The 18,829-nt window shown below is 45.6% G+C and carries 25 protein-coding genes; 13 read left to right on the forward strand and 12 right to left on the reverse strand.

What is annotated here, in order from left to right; translation table 11 throughout:
- Positions 1-35: 35 nt before the first annotated feature.
- The 3 genes from BW928_RS10180 to BW928_RS10190 are packed head-to-tail and all read right to left on the reverse strand — an operon-like array spanning position 36 to position 3,059.
- Positions 36-1,217, reverse strand: a complete 1,182-nt coding sequence (locus BW928_RS10180) for a phage major capsid protein (protein WP_076556119.1) — start codon at positions 1,215-1,217, stop codon at positions 36-38.
- Positions 1,214-1,861: an HK97 family phage prohead protease gene (locus tag BW928_RS10185; protein ID WP_076556120.1), complete on the reverse strand. Its 648-nt coding sequence runs from the start codon at positions 1,859-1,861 to the stop codon at positions 1,214-1,216. The genes BW928_RS10180 and BW928_RS10185 overlap by 4 nt, the downstream gene beginning before the upstream one ends.
- The gene (locus BW928_RS10190) at positions 1,836-3,059 is read right to left on the reverse strand and encodes a phage portal protein (RefSeq protein ID WP_076556121.1); all 1,224 of its coding nucleotides are present in this window, start codon (positions 3,057-3,059) and stop codon (positions 1,836-1,838) included. Before BW928_RS10190 ends, BW928_RS10185 begins: the two co-directional genes overlap by 26 nt.
- Before the next feature lie 195 nt (positions 3,060-3,254).
- Between BW928_RS10190 and BW928_RS10195 the strand changes: the two genes are divergently transcribed.
- The gene (locus BW928_RS10195; RefSeq protein WP_076556141.1) at positions 3,255-3,482 is read left to right on the forward strand and encodes a helix-turn-helix domain-containing protein; all 228 of its coding nucleotides are present in this window, start codon (positions 3,255-3,257) and stop codon (positions 3,480-3,482) included.
- Here the strand turns inward: BW928_RS10195 and BW928_RS10200 are convergent.
- The 9 genes from BW928_RS10200 to BW928_RS10240 all read right to left on the reverse strand — a co-directional run bounded on the left by BW928_RS10200 (position 3,472) and on the right by BW928_RS10240 (position 10,125).
- Entirely contained in the window at positions 3,472-5,160 is a 1,689-nt protein-coding gene (locus tag BW928_RS10200; protein WP_076556122.1) for a terminase large subunit, read from the reverse strand. The genes BW928_RS10195 and BW928_RS10200 overlap by 11 nt on opposite strands.
- Entirely contained in the window at positions 5,157-5,612 is a 456-nt protein-coding gene (locus tag BW928_RS10205; protein WP_076556123.1) for a phage terminase small subunit P27 family, read from the reverse strand. Before BW928_RS10205 ends, BW928_RS10200 begins: the two co-directional genes overlap by 4 nt.
- 90 nt (positions 5,613-5,702) lie before the next feature.
- On the reverse strand, positions 5,703-6,056 hold the full coding sequence (locus BW928_RS10210) for an HNH endonuclease (RefSeq protein ID WP_076556124.1): 354 nt from the start codon (positions 6,054-6,056) through the stop codon (positions 5,703-5,705).
- 86 nt (positions 6,057-6,142) lie between these two features.
- Positions 6,143-6,505, reverse strand: a complete 363-nt coding sequence (locus tag BW928_RS10215; protein ID WP_076556125.1) for a hypothetical protein — start codon at positions 6,503-6,505, stop codon at positions 6,143-6,145.
- Positions 6,502-6,774, reverse strand: coding sequence for a DUF3310 domain-containing protein (locus BW928_RS10220; RefSeq protein ID WP_076556126.1), 273 nt, complete (start codon positions 6,772-6,774; stop codon positions 6,502-6,504). The genes BW928_RS10215 and BW928_RS10220 overlap by 4 nt, the downstream gene beginning before the upstream one ends.
- Positions 6,746-6,928 carry a hypothetical protein gene (locus BW928_RS10225; protein WP_076556127.1) on the reverse strand — a complete coding sequence of 61 codons (183 nt, stop codon included), beginning with the start codon at positions 6,926-6,928 and terminating at the stop codon, positions 6,746-6,748. Before BW928_RS10225 ends, BW928_RS10220 begins: the two co-directional genes overlap by 29 nt.
- Positions 6,925-7,266 (reverse strand): DUF1064 domain-containing protein, encoded by a 342-nt coding sequence (locus BW928_RS10230; protein WP_076556128.1) that lies wholly within the window; start codon positions 7,264-7,266, stop codon positions 6,925-6,927. The genes BW928_RS10225 and BW928_RS10230 overlap by 4 nt, the downstream gene beginning before the upstream one ends.
- Positions 7,267-7,489: 223 nt before the next feature.
- Positions 7,490-9,937 carry a primase-helicase zinc-binding domain-containing protein gene (locus BW928_RS10235; RefSeq protein ID WP_076556129.1) on the reverse strand — a complete coding sequence of 816 codons (2,448 nt, stop codon included), beginning with the start codon at positions 9,935-9,937 and terminating at the stop codon, positions 7,490-7,492.
- On the reverse strand, positions 9,934-10,125 hold the full coding sequence (locus tag BW928_RS10240) for a hypothetical protein (protein WP_076556142.1): 192 nt from the start codon (positions 10,123-10,125) through the stop codon (positions 9,934-9,936). Before BW928_RS10240 ends, BW928_RS10235 begins: the two co-directional genes overlap by 4 nt.
- 151 nt (positions 10,126-10,276) lie before the next feature.
- Here BW928_RS10240 and BW928_RS10245 point away from each other — a divergent pair, with 151 nt between their 5' ends.
- From BW928_RS10245 to BW928_RS10295, 12 genes are all read left to right on the forward strand, one after another.
- Entirely contained in the window at positions 10,277-11,017 is a 741-nt protein-coding gene (locus tag BW928_RS10245) for a LexA family protein (RefSeq protein WP_076556143.1), read from the forward strand.
- A gap of 109 nt (positions 11,018-11,126) precedes the next feature.
- Positions 11,127-12,251: an XRE family transcriptional regulator gene (locus BW928_RS10250; protein WP_076556130.1), complete on the forward strand. Its 1,125-nt coding sequence runs from the start codon at positions 11,127-11,129 to the stop codon at positions 12,249-12,251.
- Positions 12,248-12,763, forward strand: coding sequence for a DUF4411 family protein (locus BW928_RS10255; RefSeq protein ID WP_076556131.1), 516 nt, complete (start codon positions 12,248-12,250; stop codon positions 12,761-12,763). The genes BW928_RS10250 and BW928_RS10255 overlap by 4 nt, the downstream gene beginning before the upstream one ends.
- 348 nt (positions 12,764-13,111) lie before the next feature.
- Positions 13,112-13,282, forward strand: a complete 171-nt coding sequence (locus tag BW928_RS11860; protein ID WP_169835313.1) for a hypothetical protein — start codon at positions 13,112-13,114, stop codon at positions 13,280-13,282.
- 17 nt (positions 13,283-13,299) lie between these two features.
- On the forward strand, positions 13,300-13,677 hold the full coding sequence (locus BW928_RS10260; protein WP_076556132.1) for a DUF7173 family protein: 378 nt from the start codon (positions 13,300-13,302) through the stop codon (positions 13,675-13,677).
- A complete protein-coding gene (locus BW928_RS10265) occupies positions 13,677-14,360 on the forward strand; it encodes an ATP-binding protein (RefSeq protein ID WP_076556133.1) in 684 nt (227 codons plus the stop codon). Before BW928_RS10260 ends, BW928_RS10265 begins: the two co-directional genes overlap by 1 nt.
- Before the next feature lie 3 nt (positions 14,361-14,363).
- Positions 14,364-14,837, forward strand: a complete 474-nt coding sequence (locus tag BW928_RS10270; protein ID WP_076556134.1) for a DUF669 domain-containing protein — start codon at positions 14,364-14,366, stop codon at positions 14,835-14,837.
- Between the two features lies 1 nt (position 14,838).
- Positions 14,839-15,048 carry a hypothetical protein gene (locus BW928_RS10275; RefSeq protein ID WP_076556135.1) on the forward strand — a complete coding sequence of 70 codons (210 nt, stop codon included), beginning with the start codon at positions 14,839-14,841 and terminating at the stop codon, positions 15,046-15,048.
- Positions 15,045-16,001, forward strand: a complete 957-nt coding sequence (locus BW928_RS10280) for a PD-(D/E)XK nuclease family protein (RefSeq protein ID WP_076556136.1) — start codon at positions 15,045-15,047, stop codon at positions 15,999-16,001. Before BW928_RS10275 ends, BW928_RS10280 begins: the two co-directional genes overlap by 4 nt.
- Positions 15,988-17,658, forward strand: coding sequence for a DEAD/DEAH box helicase (locus tag BW928_RS10285; protein ID WP_076556137.1), 1,671 nt, complete (start codon positions 15,988-15,990; stop codon positions 17,656-17,658). Before BW928_RS10280 ends, BW928_RS10285 begins: the two co-directional genes overlap by 14 nt.
- A 12-nt stretch (positions 17,659-17,670) precedes the next feature.
- Positions 17,671-18,138 carry a hypothetical protein gene (locus BW928_RS10290; protein ID WP_076556138.1) on the forward strand — a complete coding sequence of 156 codons (468 nt, stop codon included), beginning with the start codon at positions 17,671-17,673 and terminating at the stop codon, positions 18,136-18,138.
- A 78-nt stretch (positions 18,139-18,216) separates the two neighbouring features.
- On the forward strand, positions 18,217-18,708 hold the full coding sequence (locus BW928_RS10295) for a hypothetical protein (RefSeq protein ID WP_143821533.1): 492 nt from the start codon (positions 18,217-18,219) through the stop codon (positions 18,706-18,708).
- The last annotated feature ends 121 nt before the right edge of the window (positions 18,709-18,829 follow it).

An 18,829-nucleotide genomic window follows, 5' to 3' on the forward strand; every position in this document is an offset into this window, starting at 1 on the left:
AAAAGCCCTCGCACTAAGCAAGGGCTTTGATACGGTTATTTCGCCGCCAAATCGCCATAAATAAACGCCTCTGGGCGGTACACTGCCAACGCCAGACGCTCCTCGCATAGGATAGTTACCAAGTTTCTGACAAAGTCGTCCTCATTCTCGGTTGCCACAGCGATTGATAGCGTCTGACGGTCAAAGATTTGAGCCCCCATATTAAACGCACCTGTTAGGAATTTACCCGTCTGCATGGCGGTTGTTTCCACCACTGGCAAGCCCCACAGCGTGCGATTTGCTACCCCTTGGGGAATGCCAATGATATTGCGACCATCGCCATCTTTGAGCAATTCAATTTTTGCCCAATCAATCGGATTTAGCACATAGCCGCTTGCAGGATATTCAGCCAATACCGCCTGCAATTGAGCCAATCGCAATTGGTTAAGAATGGTGTAGCTTGCCATGCTTGCTTTGTCAGCAAAGGCGGTGGCTTGTGGAATGATGCCTTTTAGGTTGCCATTTTCGCCATCGCCATTCAACAACTGGCGGTCTTCCACGAGCTTTAAGCCATAAGACAGCCGTCCATTAATGTAGCTTTGGAGCATTGATGCGTCATCAAGAATCTGGCGTGATGCCTTGACATAATGAGCCAAAGTGCGAACATTGACCGTTTCGGTGCCAAACTTGATATGCGATTGGGCTTTTTTGTCCCCTTCGTTTGCTTGTGCTGCTGCACCATTGACAAAGCCTGTTTCTTTGACATATTCGATGGCATTGCTGTCTGTTGTGCCAGCCATCAGCAAATCACGCACACGCAGTCTTTGGTCTGGTGGTGCGATAATGCCACCTAGGCGTTGGGTCTGCACCAAAGCCCCTGCCGCACCGTCTGTATCAGTGGTTAGGCTGGTGATGGTTGCTTTTAGCTCAAGTTTGGCATCACGACCTGCACGCGGATTGCTCACAAATGATTTAAATTGCTCTGAATCATATAGTTGCTGACCGATGGATTGGGTAGGTTCGCTGTGTTCGCCACGGCGTGCTTGTTTTTGTTCAACATCGTCTAGGCGTGATTTGATTTCGTTCATGGCTGTCAGTGCTTCATCAACATCACCCTTTAGCGTGGTGAGTGCCGTTTCGCCTTTTTCCATGCGACCTTGTAGCTCCTCGCCCAAGTTTTTGATTTTGTCTGTGGCAGTTTTTAGCTCGATGGCAAGCTCTTTGGTAATATCAGTCATTTTTTTTCACCATTGATTGATTTTAAGATTTCTAAAGTTTCGCTAAGCTGTGCTGGTTCGCCCAACAATTTACGCAAACCATGACTTGCAATGGTAACGGCTTGCGATTTGCTAAATCCTGCCTCACGCAGGAATTTTTCAAATTCGGATAAAGTGGGCAGACTCCCTTGTGATAGCGTTGATTTGACCGCATCGATGCGGCTGGATTCGTTGGCAGGGGTAGTAACAATCGATACTTCTTTTAGGTCAATTTCCAGCAGTTCATATACCTGCTTTTCTTCGTCATATGCCCATTTGTCAAGACCATAACCGATAGACAGCCCATCGATTGCCCCATGTTTTAGTAGGGTATGTGTCTCTTTGGCTTTGGCAATGTCATTGACAAATAGCTGCCCCTCGCCATACAGACCATGCTCATCTTCATACAACTTATGCCAGACGCCGATGACTTCATCTCGTTTGTGTTGCCACAGCACAGGGGGCATTTTGCCTCGTGCTTGCCAGTCATTGAGCGACTTGACAAATGCCCCTTTTTTCACGATATCGCCATAGCTATCAACAACATCAAATACATTACAATAGCCACTAAAAAAGCCGTCCTCTTTGACGGCTTCGGCTTTAAATTGGATTGCTTTGGTTTTCATTATTCTCACCAAGTTGTTCAAGTGGTGTTAAGTTTAATTGCACCGTCAGACTATCACCGCCAGCCATTGGGGGCAAATCTTCCAACGCTCGCACCTCGTTGCGAGTCATCCAGCCGTTTTGTAGGGCTGACATATAAAAGTTCGCACGACCATGGCTATCAGCACGCAACAAGCCTTCAACGGCAAATTTTGGCGTATATTTGGCACGCTCAGCAGGATTTAGCAGTTTTTTCTTGATGGCTTGCTCAATGCGTACCAAGTTTGGGCGTAATGAATACATCAAAAAGCCCAAATTCATGCCCTCAAGCGAGCTTGCCCAGCTTGATGCCTTGTCTGTGTGATAAATCAGCTGTGGCGGTACGCCAAACGCTCGGCAAATCTCCTCAATGCCAAAATAGCGACTCTCAAGCAACTGGGCATCGGCAGGGTTCATTTTTACCGCATTGGTGGCAACCGTCATGCCAGCTTCTAGCACCATGAATTTGCCTGCATTTTCAGGCTGTGAAAAATGCTCAAGGCTGGCTCTTAGCCGTGTTCGCTGCTCATCGCTTAGCACCGCCTGACCTGTTTGCAAAAATCCACCCGCTTTTAGATTATTGCCAAAAGTATGGCTGGCAGCAGTATTTGCCTCAATCTGAGCTCCCATCACGCCTGCCTGATAGCGGATTGGCGACAATCCCACCAAGCCGTCCATCGTAAAGCCCTTAATATGCAGCACCTCATCATCATGATAGACGCTGTCGCCTATGATATAGCTGATTTCGCCATTTTTTGCCCGCTTGACCGTGGTGATTGATGGATCAAGCACATCAAGGCTAATCACCTGCCCTGTGCGATTGCGGCTAATCAGTGCATAAGCATTTCCCCACAAATCAAGGCTGACAAGCATCGCCTCCCAAAACTCCGACGCTGTCATATCGGCATTGGGTGCCTCGTGCAAAATACGCTGTAGCGGATGCTCGTGTGCCGTTTCGTTGTCCTGTGTGCGTAGATTTAGTGGCAAACTTGAGATGGTCTGACTGCGTAAGCGTACACACGCCCACACGGCGGATAGCTTTAGTGCAGTTTCTGCTGTAACCGCTGTGCCAGATGGCGTATGCACCGAATTAAACGGAGCAACCTCACTGCCCTTATCCAGCCGCCTACCCCCTGCAAACCATCTGGCATAAAAGCGTTGCCACCAGTTTGTATCATTCATGTTATTCTGCCTGTATTCGTTGCTACATAAAATAATACCGATAAATTTTCACCCTGCATTGACAAAAGTGCTTGACAATGTTCCTAATATTAGGTACAATATTCATCAACAAGCAAGGCAATCGTGCCAGCTTATCACTTGGAGATGATGATGAATACCCAAGCCCCATTTGGGGCTTTTTTCAAGGAATGCACCATGAGCAAAGACAAATTAACCGCCATCGGACAAGCCCTATACGGCACCCAGTGGCAATCTGATTTAGCACGAGCCTTAAACATTGACAGCCGCCGAGTTCGCCAGTGGTTAAATGACGAACGAGGGCTGCCTGATTGGCTAGAGGGCGAACTTAACCGCCTACTTACCGACAAAATCACCCTGTGCCAGTCCTTGCTTGACATCGCCAAGCAGCAAACTAACCAATGATGATATTGTCCAAAAAATCGTCAATATTGCCCATGTGTTGATGCACATTGGCTCGCCCCATCGCCATAATCAGTGCAACAATGCCGTCAATTTTGTTTTCTGACCGCTCTTTGTTTGGATAAATGTTGTCCTTAGCGTCGATTTTTGCCACCACATTTGATGCCTGCCAAGACAAAATTGGGCAATCACCATGGGCGATTCTTTGTTGCAATATCAACGCCTCCAGCTCTTTCATGGGTTCGGATAAATTTTGCACCGTGTGGCGTAATTCCACCATCACCATGCCTTCTTTTTCCATTTCTTGAGCCAATTGCGTGGCTTGCCAAGGGTCATACGCCACTTCACGCACATCAAACCTGCCATAAAACTCTCGCAAGTCATCTTTGATGGCATCAAAATCAATCACCTCACCCATGGTCAGACTAAGCAGTCCCTCTTTATCCCACGCCCGATAGCGGTCTGTGTTGCTGTCTAGCTCCTCAATCACGCGGCTGTCAGGCAGATAATACCGCCCATGTACATGATACCGCTTGTCATCGCCATACGGTGGAAACAGTAGCACCAGTGCCACCATGTCAATTTTTGTCGCAAGATCAAGCCCAATAAAGCACGGACGACCAGTTAGGGCAGACAGCGGCAAGCGTTCGGGTGCCATTGCCCATTTTGCCATGTTCAGCCATGCGTTTTTTGCCCCCACCCATTCATTTAAATGCTTGGTGCGAAAAATCGCCTGCTTGGCTGCACTCATCTTGGCATCACGCTGGCGAGCCTGCAAAAATTCGGCTGATACCGAAATGTCCATGTTGGGATTGGCTTTTTTTAGGGCAATATCGCTTGTCCAGTCATCGTCTTTATCCATGCCGTATAGCACCGCCCACAGGTCAGGGATATCAATAGCACCGTCAAGCATACGCTCAGCATCACGCACCATCTGATGACACGCACCGCCAATTGACGAACCTGCCGTGGTAATCACCAGCATAATCGGCTGCTCTCTGGCACCCATGCCCGTTTCCATCGTGTCGTACAGGTCGTTATTTTTATGCTCGTGGTATTCATCAATGATGGCACATGATGGGCTTGAGCCATCGCCAGGCTTGCCAATGATTGGCTCAAAGCGTGAACCATCGGCTGGGCGTGCCATGTTGGAGGCATTCACCTCGATGCCAAAATAATCTTTGAGCTGCAAGGTGCGTTCAACCATGATTTTGGCAGGTCGAAACACTTCCCACGCCTGCTTTTCGGTGGTTGCACCGCTGTACACTTCCGCACCAAATTCACCATCAGCACAAAACATATAATTGCCCACGCCTGCTGCGATGGCTGATTTGCCATTCTTACGACAAACAAAAATCAACAGCTTGGTATATCTGCGATAACCCGTTGCACGCTTGAGCCAGCCAAAGGGCAGGCAACAAGCGAAAATCTGCCACGGTTCAAGGGTGATTTTCTCACCTTTTGATGCCCATTTCCCCTTAGTGTGTGGTAAAAGTTGGATAAATTTTGCTACTTTTTCCGCTTTCGCTGCATCAAAATAATAAGGATAATCAGGGTCAGTTTCGCTTTTTTGTAGGTCGTCTAAATGCTTTTGACAAGCCAGCTTAATGTATTTATTGGCGACAATCTCGCCAGATAGCACGCCTTGGATATAGTCTAGGGCTTTTTGTACATTTATCATAAATCTGCAAAAGGATTGGCAATAGGTTCGCTATTGGCTGCACCAGTTAGCCGTGTTCGTGATGATGGGTCAAGCCCAAGCAATGAGCCGAATTTCATCATTTGTGTTTTGGCTTCATTGATGATGGTAAGTGCAGGGTTTTTGTTCAATTTGCCATTGCTATCCATGATGACAATCCCGTGCCGTTCTACTTCTTGCTCAGCTTCACGCCACCTGCTATAACTCATACAAAACGCCTCAACATTATGCACATCAGCAATGGTAAGTACACCAGTTGCGAGCAATTCTGGCATGATGGTTCGCCACATAACAGTCGCTGTATCAGTCAGCCAATTGGGCGGCTCAATTTCGGTAATCTTGGCAAATTTCGGCTCGTTTTTGTTCAAGGCTCGCTTGCCAGGATTGCCCGTCAGCTCTTTGATGGCTGTCGGTTTTGGTTTTCGCCCTTTCATCTTCTCACCTGTTTATCTTACTTTACCTCAAAACTTCCAATTTCGCGGTGATAAAAATTTTAGTGGGGGTACGGTTTTTTGTGGCAAGGCTCAAAACTTTTTACCCGCCCTCCCCTCTGTGGCTGTCTTTGATTTGTGGCAAGCTCTGCACAGTGATTGTAGATTGTCGGGGCTGTCTGTTCCGCCGTGTGCCTTGGCTTGTATGTGGTCAACATCTGTTGCGGTTGTGTATCTGCCATTTGCCTTGCACGCCTGACACAGATAATTATCACGCTGCAATATTTGAGCCCTTAACCGCCGCCATGCACTGCCATAACCACGCTCAGATGCACTGCGTGTATGACGCCAATTGTATCGTAGGTGTGCGTGTGTATCACAATACCCTTGCATAGAACGCCTGCCAACTAGGTTTTTACATTGTATTGCTCGACAAGGTGTTGCCATAGTTTTTACCCACAAAAAAAGCGACCATCATTCGATAATCGCATTTATTCATTATGGTAAGATAATAACACATCAATGTTAACATTTCAACATATATTTGTGATTCCTGCCACATATCCTTCGGCAACCAACAATCTATCCTTGACATCAAAGCGTGTTGCCTTGCGTCCCGTGTTTTGATACATCAACTCAGTCATATACTCTTTAGCAATCTTATCGCGTGACCAACCATACACATAAGTCATCACAAACACATGTGCACATACTTTGCTGTAGCTAGCCAGTGATGCGACCGCTGCATCAATCTGACATCCACGCTCATCTGTCATGCGATAGTTGTCATAGCCCATTGGCACATTATTACGCATGACCAATCCCCAACTGCTCTTCGCTGATAGGCGATCAGGGTCATGCCTCACCCACTTGCCCCACTCTTTGTATTCGTTCATACATCCCCCTTGATTCTTTTAATCTCATCTTGGATATACCACGCCGCCTTTTGTAAGTCTTCCACTTCTTTGGCAGGGTCTTTAAGCCCCGCTCGCATCAGATACTTCACCGCATTGCCACGGTTAAAGTTCATGTGGCGGGTGATCTCGATGGTCTCAATGCCACTTGGATGACTTGTGTAATGTTTGGGATGATTGATAGGATCATGTGCCACAGGTGCGGATTGGTAAATGATTTCGTTATCTTTGATTTGGGTTACTTCTTTCATCTTTGTCTCTTAACTGTTTAAACTTGCCAATAAACTCATGCCAATCCATCTCATACTCTTTGTCATCAATGATGACGGTGGCAATGCCTGTTCTGTCATCCACGCCCAGCACTTGGGCGTATTGATCGGTGGTGGGGTTGTAGTAATATCTCATACTTCAATAATCTCCACATCATGAAAGTACTTCACCAGTTTACGCTTGATGCGATATACCTTGTCTTTGGCGGTGATTGGGCTTTTGACATCCTCAACGATGATTTGCCCCAGTCGATCTATGTAGCGAAAGTCCGCCACATAATCGACACCACGCTCTCGCTTGCCAATGGTCTCAAAGTACTGGCCAGGGATGAGTGTGAATTTTGGCTGGCATTCTAGGGCGATGATCACGCCATCATCTTGCATTGACTTAAGCACCTTGTATCGCTCGGCCTCTTTTTTGGAATCAAAGGCAATGTCATCAACGATGGTTTTTTTGTTGTTGTACTTACTCACAAAAACTCCCAAACTTTTACATCTTGTCAGTATCAAAACTGACAGGTATAACCCTTACTACACAAGGCTTTATCTTATATATATAAATAAAAACATATATATACCTATATTTATTTATATTTTATATATATGTAGGGGTATGATTTAATTGACAGATTACCCCCAAAGCCTTGCTACGCTTAGCTTATACCTGTCAGTGCCAGTATTAATTAAATCGACAGGTTTATTTAAATTCTACCAACACCATCTTTTGTGGATCAAAATATTTTGGATCAATTAGTGCTTCACGTTTCGGTCCACGACCTGATGCCGAGCTCATTTTGACAAACAAAATCAGCTGTTCATCGATGAGTGTGTTGACCACCTGTGCCCGCATATACTTTGGCATCGACTGAAACAGTGTGCTAACTCGAGCGATTTCACGAACGGTGATGCCACGATGTTTATCATGTTCTTTGATGCTGTTTACTTTATCCAAGACCAGATTACGCATTTTAGCAAAGTCATTATCTGCCAAATTCGCTCTTAGATATGCCAGTGCATTCGCCCCAAAGAATTCCACAAATAAAGTCGCATACGCCACGCATTCAGGCGTGATGAGCTGTTCGCCTGTGCTGACGCTGTTAAAATTGGCATAGGCAGTGGCAAGTCGCATGACCTGCTCATGACGGCGTTTGGTTACCCCTGTAAATAGCCCATCTTTGCGGCAGCGGCGTTCTCTTTCGAGCGTGCGGTAGTATTGATTGACCATCTCTTTAGCGACAGGATCCCATGACAACACACGCCAGTTTGGGCGTTCATTGTACGGCTCATCAATAAACTGAACCAAGTTACCCCGATTGGCCCCATAGCGTGCTGCTCGCAGGTAATCAATACACTGCTGAGATAGTGGTAGCGGTTCAGTTTGGTCGGTGATACAAAATGTATCCAAATCATCATCGCCATGCTCTGGCATATTCACAATAATAAAACGGTTTACAAAGCCATTTTCGACATCTTCACTGGTCAGTGCACGAGCGACCTGCATCGGTGTTGCCATCGTTACGAGCGTCAGGGACGGGCACAGCACTTCAACTGCTGCTTCTGCCTTTTTTGCACCAAATTGCGAATAGTTCTTTGAGCGAATGGATGAATCATAGCTGCTGTAAGTCTCCATGATCTTGATAAACGCTTCTTTTTGATGGCTCTGACCGTGCGAGCGTGCTGCAGATAGCACCTGACCAAATTCATCAATGATCTGCACCTGTGCAGGCGTGCTCACCAAGGATGAGATAAAGCCAGACGATGAAGTGTTGCCACTGCCTGTCTTTAAGTGCGATAGACGGCATTGGCTTAAAATCCCCTCCACTGCTGTGGTCAATATATTCTTGCCTGAGCCTGTCTCACCAAGCACCATAAAGAATGAATTGGTAGGGTTATTGGACTCGCTTTTTACCTTGCGTCCACCGATGGCACATATCAAAATATTTTTGACCACCATCACCATCTCATCACTGGATAAAATGCTATAACTGCGAATCACACGCTCCAGCTCTGCATCAATCTGCGGATCAATGGGTAGCGAAAACAGTTGCTTAGGTGTCGCTTGTGATGTATAATTATCCTGTAGTTCAACAGTCTCTAGCTGTGTATAATCTACAACGGCATCATTTGTGAGCGCAGGTGATGCTTTTTTATTGCCTGCTTGTTTTCCAAGCTTAGCAAAATCAACATTTGCCATTGGCACACTGGGTAATGATACATTCAAAGCATCGCACACAGCACGGATGGCATCTTTGGCACTCATGCCAGCATGATCAATCAAAAAGCTAAGTCCATCACCGCCTGTGGTATCACCATTGCCTTGTGAACATATCCAGCCACCATCGCCCTCAGTGATATTGTGATTATCAAAGCGAAAACGATCATGCCCACCACAGACAGGACATGGGCAATGCTTACCAGTGCCGACATCATAGCCTAGCCGTGCCAGTACATAGCCCCAGCGACCTTGTGCCGCTGCTCGCACAAAATCTGATGCATGCGTATGGGTAGAGGGTGTGTTAATGAGCTGGTAGCTTGGTGTTGTCAAATCATCATCAAAGCTTGCCAGCCATGCCATAAGCTCATCACAGCGATAACTACGCCCCTGGCTCACCACTCGGCTGATAAATGGCTCTGTTTCAATGCCATTTTTGACTTTATGATGTATAAAGCCATCGACACGCATCACCCTTGACAAGTCATGAATCGACTTATCTGGTGCATAGCCCTGCTTGGTGAAATACTCAATCAAGCGTTTTTGGCAGTCGCTAAAGTGCGTCAATGACATCTCATCAGACAGCACCCAATAAGCGTGATGCTTATCTTTGCTGGATTCATTGATGATGCTCGGCGGTAGCGGCAGTAACTGTAAGCGAGCCACACGATCGGCATCTGGGGTGTCAAAGTCAAGAAACAAAGCATTAACACCGACGATGTTTTCTTTTTTACGCCCTTTGCCGTCTGTTTGATTGACAGTAACATACACGCCTGCACCCTGCTCATTGAGTCTGTGCAGTTCATCTTTGACATCGTCAAACATCCCCCACAGCTGTCGAGCCAGTGCAGGATTCTTGCGATCGGCATTATCATCAAAGGTCTGATAAAGCGATGGCAAGCCACGCGATAGTTGTTTAATTAATGGGGTCATTTTTGATGCTCTATTCTTAAGTCTGGTGGATTATTTGTTTGAAACAATTGTGGATAATCAAGCTTCACCCGTGCAGGAATGCCACGCTTACACCAGTTTCCGATTGTTTGATGCGGATTTTTTAGACCAAGATACTTGCCCAAAACTTTCGCACCTCCAAGTCTTTCGATTAATTCTTTGTCAGTCATAAGTGATGGTTGATAGTATAAACAAAATGATTGCTCATTATAAACATAATAAACATAAAAATCAACATAATGTTTAAAAACAAAGATTTGAATAATCTTTGCAACTTTGCTAAAATTAATAAACAACTTGTTTATTTTTGGGAGTGCGATTGTGCAAAAGACCGCAATTGAGCGCATTATTAAAGCCACAGGAAAAACACCAGCAGAAATTGCTAAGGCAATTAACGCCAGTCCACAAAGTGTCAATAACTGGCAAAAGCGTGGTATTTCTAAAAAAGGTGCTCAAGAAATCGCAAAAGTGTTTAACTTGAGCATTGACTGGATTTTGACAGGTCAAGGAGCGGTAAGTCATGCCCCACCACCCAAAAGTAATAAATCCGATATTCTTAATGATCTAAAAGCACAGATTGAAGCGATGCAATCTGGTGGCGTACTGACCGATGAACAGGCACATGAGATTGTCGATACGGTGCGTGTGGCGATGCCTGCCAATGATGTGCCACTCATCAGCTGGGTAGCAGCAGGCTCATGGTCTGAGGTCTCACCTGTAACCCTAGATGACGCACTGGGCTATTATCCACGCCCACGCAATCTATCAGCGGATGGCTTTGCCCTGCGAGTGCGTGGCCGCTCGATGTGGCCAGAGTTTCGTCCTGATGACATCATCTATGTCGAACCAAATGTCTCAACACTTGCACTCAAAGATGGTGATTTAATCGTCGTGCAGTGCAATGACGATACCGAAGCGACATTTAAACAGTTGGTACTGGGTGAGACTGAGTCTGATATGTACCTAAAGCCACTCAATCCCGACTGGCCAGAACAAAAGATGCTACCGATGGGCGAATGCCGGCTTGTAGGTAAGGTGGTTGGGAAGTTGGTGGAGTATTGATTGACGGTGTTAAAAATTTCAAAACCAATGTGCAAATTTACAATGTAACAAATTTTGGCGTGGTACAATATCGGTCGCAAGATAAGTTTTTTCTTTTTTTATTGAGATTATGGCAAACTATATTCAACACTCCCCTTTGGCTGTACGCCACTATAGAGAGCAAATAGGGCTTTCTAGGGAGTTTCTTGCCAAAAAATTAGATATCGCCCTATCCACACTTGAAAAAGGCGAACAGCAAGATCGAGCGTTCAGTTATAATCAAATCCAGAAACTGGCCAAATTCTTATTTGTTCCGGACTTTTATTTATTGACCGACCAAATACAAGATAATGATATTCCAGAAACGGTCGATCACCGCAATATCAATCCGTTTGATGATAGCGAAGATCTTGAGTACAAGTCTCAAAAGGCTTTACATGAGCTGATTGATAATAGAAATAATCTTATCTATGCGTTTGAAAGCTTGGATGAGTCAATCGATCAATTTTCTTTGAAATTATCAGGCAATGATGCGACAAGTGATGCAGAACTGATTCGCTATTGGCTTGGGGTAGATCAAGCCAAGTTTAAAACGCAAAATAATGATGACTACTATCGGTCATGGCGTACTTTGATTGAAAAAAATAATGTCATGGTCATTGAGCTACCAAATATCAGGATTAAATCCGAAGGTATGGCGATCTACTATGATACTTTGCCCATCATTGCCATTTTGTCATCTGGACAATCTCCTTCTCGCAGGCTATTTACCATGATTCACGAGCTGGTACATTTGGGGCTAAGACAATCAGCCATTGATGGTGATATTTTATCAGACAATCTAAAACTTGAACAGTATTGTAACCAAGTGGCAGGTCATGTGCTACTACCCAAAAACACTGCCGATAATCTTTATGACAGTACGGTTAATCTGGCAGACAATATCAACCGTATTCGCAAGTCTGTTAAAGTTAGTCGTCAAGCAATCGCTATCCAACTAAAATTACTTGGGTTGATTGACCAATTATCTTTAGACGCCTATTTGTCAGAGATAGATGCGAAGGCAGATGGTACCAATGCCAATTTTGGCATAGCACAAAAGACTCGTACACATAACCAATTTGGCAAAGTCTACCTACAGCAAGTCATTGCTGCTGTGTGGCACAATGCTATCCCCATTACAACAGCCATGAAGATGCTACGCCTAAAAGATGCTGATGATTTGATGTATCTGGAACAAAAGGTGTTCTCATGAAAGTATTTTGTCTAGATACCAATGCCATCTTGGATTTCTGCTATCGTTTTTATCCACCGGATATCTTTATCGCCCTTTGGGAATTGGTAGATGCCGCCATCATCGCAAAACAAATCAAATTTGTCATTACCAAAAATATTTATGCCGAAATCATTGCCCAAATTCAAAAGGCAAATTACGACCTATCAGTGTTTGATGGTTTTATGACACGGTTTTGTGTTCAAATTATTGATGATTACGATGTGGAAATGGCACAACTAAAAGCCAGACTGATGGGTATTGCTAAGAGTTTTCCACCTAATAAGTTTGACCTTTTAAACAATGACCTTTCCAATATTTGCATACATTCACAATATCGCAGTACTGTCATCACCTCCGAACAAGGATTTAATAAATGCATAAGCAAAGCAACCAACCCAAGGGAATTAAAAATCCCTGATATTTGCCGTCATCTAGGTATAGAGTGCGGCAATTGGTTGCTGGTATTTCATGATATTGGTTTTAAAGCCTAAGCCTCCAAACCACCCCCGCAGGTAGTTTTTATCACCCCAAATTCACCGCCCTTTGATTGGGCGGTTTTTTTTCACACTTTGAGAAAACATTTTGTTTATATATCAATTATTTATAAACTTTTTTCTCGTTTTGTTTATATCATTCTTGACATATATAAACATTTTGTTTATTATGGCAGCATCAGCCAATGAAACTGATTCAAATTATTTAACAGCACAGATCCTATTAAGCCCACCGTGATAGACAACAAACGGAGGCAAGCAAGCTAATCAGCTACTGGCATTTTGGATAAGTGAAATCTAAAACAATCTAAGATGCCAGCGTCAGATTAACTTAGGAGAGATGCAATGCAAGAATCTATCCATCCTATCCAGCGTATTCTTGGTTTACTTGGCATGGTATTGATGATGAAAGGCTGTCTATATGCCTTTGATCGTGAGATGGAGATCCAAGAAGAGCTTGGACGCCAGTATTATCAAGAATCTATCCGCCCACAACAGGGGGAGCTAAACCCATGAGTAAAAGGAGTTCTTTTATGACCATCAAAGAGCTGGCAAGCAAATGGCGAGAAGCCAAACACGCCGAGCAACAAGCCAACACCGCACGGCTAGAGATTGAGCGACAGCTCATTGAGCAGATCGGTGTCGCTGACGAAGGTATCACCACCTACCAAGGTGATGATTTCAAGGTCAAAACCACAGGCAAAATCACTCGCACACTTGATGATGCAGCAGTTTCTCACCATTGGGATAGCCTGCCTGCCGAAGTCCAGTCCTGCATCAAGTGGAAGCCAACACTAGATCTAAAAAGATTTCGAGCACTTGAATCGTTGCGAGATGATCTTGCCCCAGTGCTGCACCAGTATCTGACCATCAAGCCTGCCAAACCTAGCATCGCAGTGGAGTTCGACTGATGGCAGTGATTTTGACAAGCACCAAGCAAGCTACCGCCAAAAACGGTATCAAAGTCTGCGTTTATGGTCAAGCAGGTGCAGGTAAGACTGTGCTGTGTGCCACCACGCCTGACTTATCCAAGACGGTGATTTTATCCGCTGAAGCAGGGTTATTATCCATCGCAGAAGCCGACATTGATGTCATTGAGATTAAGTCATTGCAAGACTTGCAAGACGCTTACAATTGGCTCACCAAAGACGAACAAGGTCTAAGCTATGACTGGATCTGTCTAGATAGCATTAGCGAAATCGCTGAAGTGATTCTAAATGATGCTAAGCGAAATAGCAAAGACCCTCGCCAAGCTTACGGCGAGATGCAAGAAAAAGTTGAGACTGCCATTCGTGCATTTCGTGATCTGCCACGCAATGTGTACTTTAGTGCCAAGATGGAGAGCTATCAAGACGATGTTGGCGTAGTGCGTTATCAGCCCATGTTACCAGGCAAGCGTCTGCCTGCTGGGCTGGCTTACTTTTTCGATGAAGTCTTTTTATTGCAAGTCAGCAAAGATGAGAATGGATTGCCAGTTCGCCATCTACAAACCCAAGCTGATACCAAGTATCACGCAAAAGACCGCTCAGGCAAGCTTAATCCCCAAGAGCCTGCTGACTTATCTGTCATCCAACACAAAATCTTAGGAGTATAAACTATGGCAACTTTAAATTTTGGCTTCACCAGTGAAGAAGCACAAGCTGCCCAAAACGACAGCTACGCCGCCCTACCATCAGGCAACTACATCGCTCAAGTTGAGCGATCGGAAGTCAAAACCACCAAAGATGGTACAGGCTCATACCTATCGCTAGGCTTTAAGGTCATTGATGGCGAGTATGCAGGGCGAGTGCTATTTGGCAATATCACCCTGACCAACAAAAACAGCCAAGCCCAAGAAATCGGACGCAAACAGCTGATTAAGCTATCTACTGCCTGCGGACTGGGTCATTTACAAGATTCAGAACAGCTACACGGCATCCCTGTGATGATCAAAGTATCAGACAGCCGAGTGTACGAAGGTGAAAAGCAAAACGATATCAAGGACTACAAGGCAGTGCAGGCCAGTGCCCCATCGCAGCCGTCATTCACCCCACCGCCAAAAGCAGCAAGCAAGCCTTGGATAAGGGGGTAATATGACAAATCCAGTTAAGCTTGCCAAAAGCTTGATTGGCAAGCACCGCATCAGTAAACGCGAAGTCGAAGACAAGGTGAACAATATTCGCCTTGTTGATGAGATTTTACGCAAACATGGCTATCGCAAAGTGTTTGCCAGCACTTCCGCCATTTTCAAGGGCTGGGCAATCAGCGAACGCTTCACCGATCATAACGAGTACTTATTATGACCGACATCAGTCAATACACCGTCGATCCGACAGTGTCTGCCATCTATGAGCATTATCAGCATAGCCGCTTTGAAGGGGCTCGCACCTATCTGGGGGCGAGCATCATCGGCAAGGGCTGCACTCGTGCCTTATGGATGGATTTTCGACAGGTCAAAGCAAAAATGTTCGACGGTCGGCTGTATCGCTTGTTTGAGACAGGACACCTTGCCGAGCCACGCTTTATTCAAGATCTTAAAGCTGTGGGTGTAACTGTCTATGATATCGATGCAGCCACTGGCGAGCAATGGGCGATTAGTTTTTGTGATGGTCATTTTCGTGGTCATGCTGACGGTGTTGCCATCGGCATTAAAGGTGCTGAAAAAACTTGGCACTTGCTTGAGTTTAAGACCCATGCAGAAAAGTCATTTAATGAGCTTAAGCAAAAAGGCGTTAAGACTGCCAAGCCCATGCATTACGATCAGATGCAGGTCTATATGCACGGGCTTGAGCTTGGCAGAGCGTACTATCTGGCGGTGAACAAAAACACTGATGAGCTGTACGCCGAACGCATCAAATATGATGCAGGCCATGCCAAATCACTGATTGAGCGAGCAGCTCGTATCATCTATGCAGACACGCCCGATGCACCCTTGTCAAATAAGCCATCTTGGTATGAGTGCAAATGGTGCGAGTATCAGCCGTTTTGTTACGCGGGTGATTGGGAGCTGCCTGATGTCAATTGCCGAACTTGCATTCACTCAACGCCCATCGCTGATGCCGCTTGGCAATGTGAACGCACCACGCCCGCCACCGTCATTAACACCGCCAAGCCCTGCGAGCATCACCGCTTTATTCCGCATATTCTGCCAAACCTTGAGTTTGAGCGGTATGAAGATGATAAAGTGTTTTATCGCTCGACAAATGGCTTGGTACACATTAATCAATCCAAAGGAAGCTTTGATGTACAAGCTTAGAGACTATCAAGCCAGGGTCAAGCGCGAACTGTACGACTGGTTCGCCAAGCACCCAAAGGGCTTTCCCATCGTTGATGCCTGTGTCGGTGCGGGCAAATCCATCATCATCGCCGACTTATGCCAAGATATGATCAGTCAAGCCCCTGACACTCGCATCGTCATGTGTGTGGCAAGTCGTGAGCTGTGCGAACAGAACATGCAAAAACTGCTCGCCATCTGGCCTGATGCACCAGCTGGCATTTGCAGTGCAGCCCTTGGCTCAAAAGACACCGACAGCCAAATCATCTTTGCCACCATCGGCACACTGGCTCGTCGCGTCGATGAACTTGGCACAGTCGATGTGATGATCATCGATGAGTGCCACAATATCAACACCGCCAACACAGGTATGTACCGCAAGATGATTGAGACTTTGCAAGATACCACAAGTCCACACATGGCGGTGATTGGCTTTACTGGCACGCCCTATCGTGGCAATGGCGTGTGGCTATGGCAAGGCAAAAATCCCATCTTTGAAGGTGTGGCAAGCCGTGTAACGATGGATGAGCTGCTAAAACTTGGCTATCTCGCCCCCTTGGTCGTTGAGCCAATGCAGCCTAAGATTGACACCACAGGCGTCAAAATCACCGCAGGCGATTATAACAATGCTGAGCTTGCACGAGTGCTTGAAGATGAAGAATTGGTCAGATCCTGCATTGATGATCTGTATATTCGCAGTCATGGCAGGCACAAATGGCTGATTTTTTGCCACTCAATCGCTCAAGCTGAGATGGTACTGGCACAAGTACGCACCATTGGCGATATCAAAGCCGAGATGGTCATCGGTGATACGCCAAGCGATAGCCGAGAAAAAATCCTAAAGGCCTACAAACTGCCGCATGATCATGATGATGCGGTGAATGTACTGGTCAATGTTGGCGTGCTGACCACAGGTTTTGATGCACCAATGACTGATTTGATTGCCCTGTTACGCCCTACCAAATCGCCAGTGCTGTATGTACAAATCGCAGGGCGTGGGATGCGTATCGCCGATGGTAAGAGCGATTGCCTGTGGTTGGATTATACCAGCACCACTTATGAGCAAGGCCCTGTCAATCGGGTGCGTGGTCGCAACAGCGGTCATCAAAGCACCACCGCCAATGGCGAGCCATGTAAGCACTGCCCAGAATGTGGTGAGAAAAATCCGCTGTACACCAGCGAATGCCTTGAGTGCGGTGCATCGTTTGGCGATGCCAAAGATATCGCCAACAAAGCAGGCCATGCACAAGTACTGGCAGATGAAGCACCAATTTGGATGCGTGTTGATGCCCTGTCTTACACCAAGCATACCAGCCGACGGTCTGGCAATGCCACTTTACGAGTGGATTATTTTACCGATTATGACGCTGTACCAATCAGCGAATATGTCTGCATCGAGCATGAAGGCTATGCTTATGACAAGGCTTGCCAATGGTGGCGTGCACATAATCTAGGTCCTGTACCAACAAGTATCGATGATGCCTTGCATCTATTGCATAACAGTAAACTTAACCGTCCTGCCAAAATTGAGTGTAAGCGAGATGGCAAGTTTTGGAAAGTTATTGGACGAGAGTTCGGCGAAGTGAATGAAATTTATAGCAAACCGCCCCAAACTGTAACGGATGATATACCGTTTTAAGGAGTGTTTATTATGAGCAAGTTTAAAGTTGGTGATTTGGTCTATTACCCAGACCAAAATGAAAAAATATTTAAGTTGGAAGAAAGTAATTTGCCAATCTATAGATTGCAGATTACAACTGATGATTTTGATTATAAGTTTACCGATGATGGTTTTCTTATCAGTTATTACCCAATCCCTGTAATTTTCCACGCCACACCTGAAAATCACGCAGAACTTGAGCGGCTATACGGCATTGAATTTGAAAAACCACCGGCACCAACAGCATCACCAACAAGCCGTGAGATTATCCAAGTGATGCTTGACAGGCTGATTAGACTGCGAGTACAAACCTGCGTCGTGCGTCGCTATCTAGACAAGGTAAGTTTTGATTGCCTGTGGCAACAAAAATATCAATTTCCTTGGTATGGGCTGACGAGATTCTTAATGCAAGAATTAAAAGACATTAAGATTATAGGAGTGAAGACCAATTGTGAATAAAAACTAAAACGAGCCAAAAAGCTGCACAGGCGGCGTATGAACAAAGCGGTGCGGGATTTTATCAACAAAGGAGAAATCATGAAAAAATTTAAAGTAGGCGATAAAGTTTATTGTCCAACTTTGGGTAGAGGAGTTTACAAAGTTATGAAGTACTTAAGGGGAGGAACAGAATTCCCTTTGTGCGTTTATAAGGGTGGTAGAGAGTTTTCTTTCACCCACGAAGGATTTTATTATTCAACCGATAAAGTATCAACCATTCATCACGCCACTGAAGAAAACCACGCGGCACTTGAGCAATTATATGGCGTGGAGTTTGAAAAGCCACCTGCTAAGCCTGAGCCTATAAAGATTATCCAAGCGATGATTCTGCGTGGCGATAAATATGTGCCGTGCTATGTGGGTGATGACGAGGTGCTGCTGTATGAAGACTTTGAGTTGGATTTTTTGTTTGGCATTGACCAATACGACAGCCATCCGTTTTGTGGTCATCGTGGCTCTTGGAAATACGCCCTGCCTGTTGAACTACGAACGGGCAAAGTGATAACCACACTGCCCGATGATGTATGCTAAAATTTTGAGGTGAAAGATGGACGACTTAACCGCTGTATTGGCTGAAATGGGGCTTGTCCCCATTGACTGGGTAACTGCCAGCAAGTTTGCCGAGCTGACAGGCATCGATGAGCACAAACTC

The sequence above is a fragment of the Moraxella cuniculi DSM 21768 genome, assembly GCF_900156515.1.
In the GTDB taxonomy this organism is placed as follows: domain Bacteria; phylum Pseudomonadota; class Gammaproteobacteria; order Pseudomonadales; family Moraxellaceae; genus Moraxella; species Moraxella cuniculi.

Bases quoted from the DNA above. Each gene is read 5' to 3' on its own strand.
- BW928_RS10250 (WP_076556130.1), top strand. From the start codon at position 11,127: ATGGCAAACTATATTCAACACTCCCCTTTGGCTGTACGCCACTATAGA.
- BW928_RS10255 (WP_076556131.1), top strand. From the start codon at position 12,248: ATGAAAGTATTTTGTCTAGATACCAATGCCATCTTGGATTTCTGCTAT.
- BW928_RS10260 (WP_076556132.1), top strand. From the start codon at position 13,300: ATGACCATCAAAGAGCTGGCAAGCAAATGGCGAGAAGCCAAACACGCC.
- BW928_RS10270 (WP_076556134.1), top strand. From the start codon at position 14,364: ATGGCAACTTTAAATTTTGGCTTCACCAGTGAAGAAGCACAAGCTGCC.
- BW928_RS10265 (WP_076556133.1), top strand. From the start codon at position 13,677: ATGGCAGTGATTTTGACAAGCACCAAGCAAGCTACCGCCAAAAACGGT.
- BW928_RS10205 (WP_076556123.1), bottom strand. From the start codon at position 5,612: ATGAAAGGGCGAAAACCAAAACCGACAGCCATCAAAGAGCTGACGGGC.
- BW928_RS10210 (WP_076556124.1), bottom strand. From the start codon at position 6,056: ATGGCAACACCTTGTCGAGCAATACAATGTAAAAACCTAGTTGGCAGG.
- BW928_RS10200 (WP_076556122.1), bottom strand. From the start codon at position 5,160: ATGATAAATGTACAAAAAGCCCTAGACTATATCCAAGGCGTGCTATCT.
- BW928_RS10285 (WP_076556137.1), top strand. From the start codon at position 15,988: ATGTACAAGCTTAGAGACTATCAAGCCAGGGTCAAGCGCGAACTGTAC.
- BW928_RS10235 (WP_076556129.1), bottom strand. From the start codon at position 9,937: ATGACCCCATTAATTAAACAACTATCGCGTGGCTTGCCATCGCTTTAT.
- BW928_RS10195 (WP_076556141.1), top strand. From the start codon at position 3,255: ATGAGCAAAGACAAATTAACCGCCATCGGACAAGCCCTATACGGCACC.
- BW928_RS10280 (WP_076556136.1), top strand. From the start codon at position 15,045: ATGACCGACATCAGTCAATACACCGTCGATCCGACAGTGTCTGCCATC.
- BW928_RS10290 (WP_076556138.1), top strand. From the start codon at position 17,671: ATGAGCAAGTTTAAAGTTGGTGATTTGGTCTATTACCCAGACCAAAAT.
- BW928_RS10215 (WP_076556125.1), bottom strand. From the start codon at position 6,505: ATGAACGAATACAAAGAGTGGGGCAAGTGGGTGAGGCATGACCCTGAT.
- BW928_RS10180 (WP_076556119.1), bottom strand. From the start codon at position 1,217: ATGACTGATATTACCAAAGAGCTTGCCATCGAGCTAAAAACTGCCACA.
- BW928_RS10190 (WP_076556121.1), bottom strand. From the start codon at position 3,059: ATGAATGATACAAACTGGTGGCAACGCTTTTATGCCAGATGGTTTGCA.
- BW928_RS10275 (WP_076556135.1), top strand. From the start codon at position 14,839: ATGACAAATCCAGTTAAGCTTGCCAAAAGCTTGATTGGCAAGCACCGC.
- BW928_RS10185 (WP_076556120.1), bottom strand. From the start codon at position 1,861: ATGAAAACCAAAGCAATCCAATTTAAAGCCGAAGCCGTCAAAGAGGAC.
- BW928_RS10295 (WP_143821533.1), top strand. From the start codon at position 18,217: ATGAAAAAATTTAAAGTAGGCGATAAAGTTTATTGTCCAACTTTGGGT.
- BW928_RS11860 (WP_169835313.1), top strand. From the start codon at position 13,112: ATGCAAGAATCTATCCATCCTATCCAGCGTATTCTTGGTTTACTTGGC.
- BW928_RS10220 (WP_076556126.1), bottom strand. From the start codon at position 6,774: ATGAAAGAAGTAACCCAAATCAAAGATAACGAAATCATTTACCAATCC.
- BW928_RS10225 (WP_076556127.1), bottom strand. From the start codon at position 6,928: ATGAGATATTACTACAACCCCACCACCGATCAATACGCCCAAGTGCTG.
- BW928_RS10240 (WP_076556142.1), bottom strand. From the start codon at position 10,125: ATGACTGACAAAGAATTAATCGAAAGACTTGGAGGTGCGAAAGTTTTG.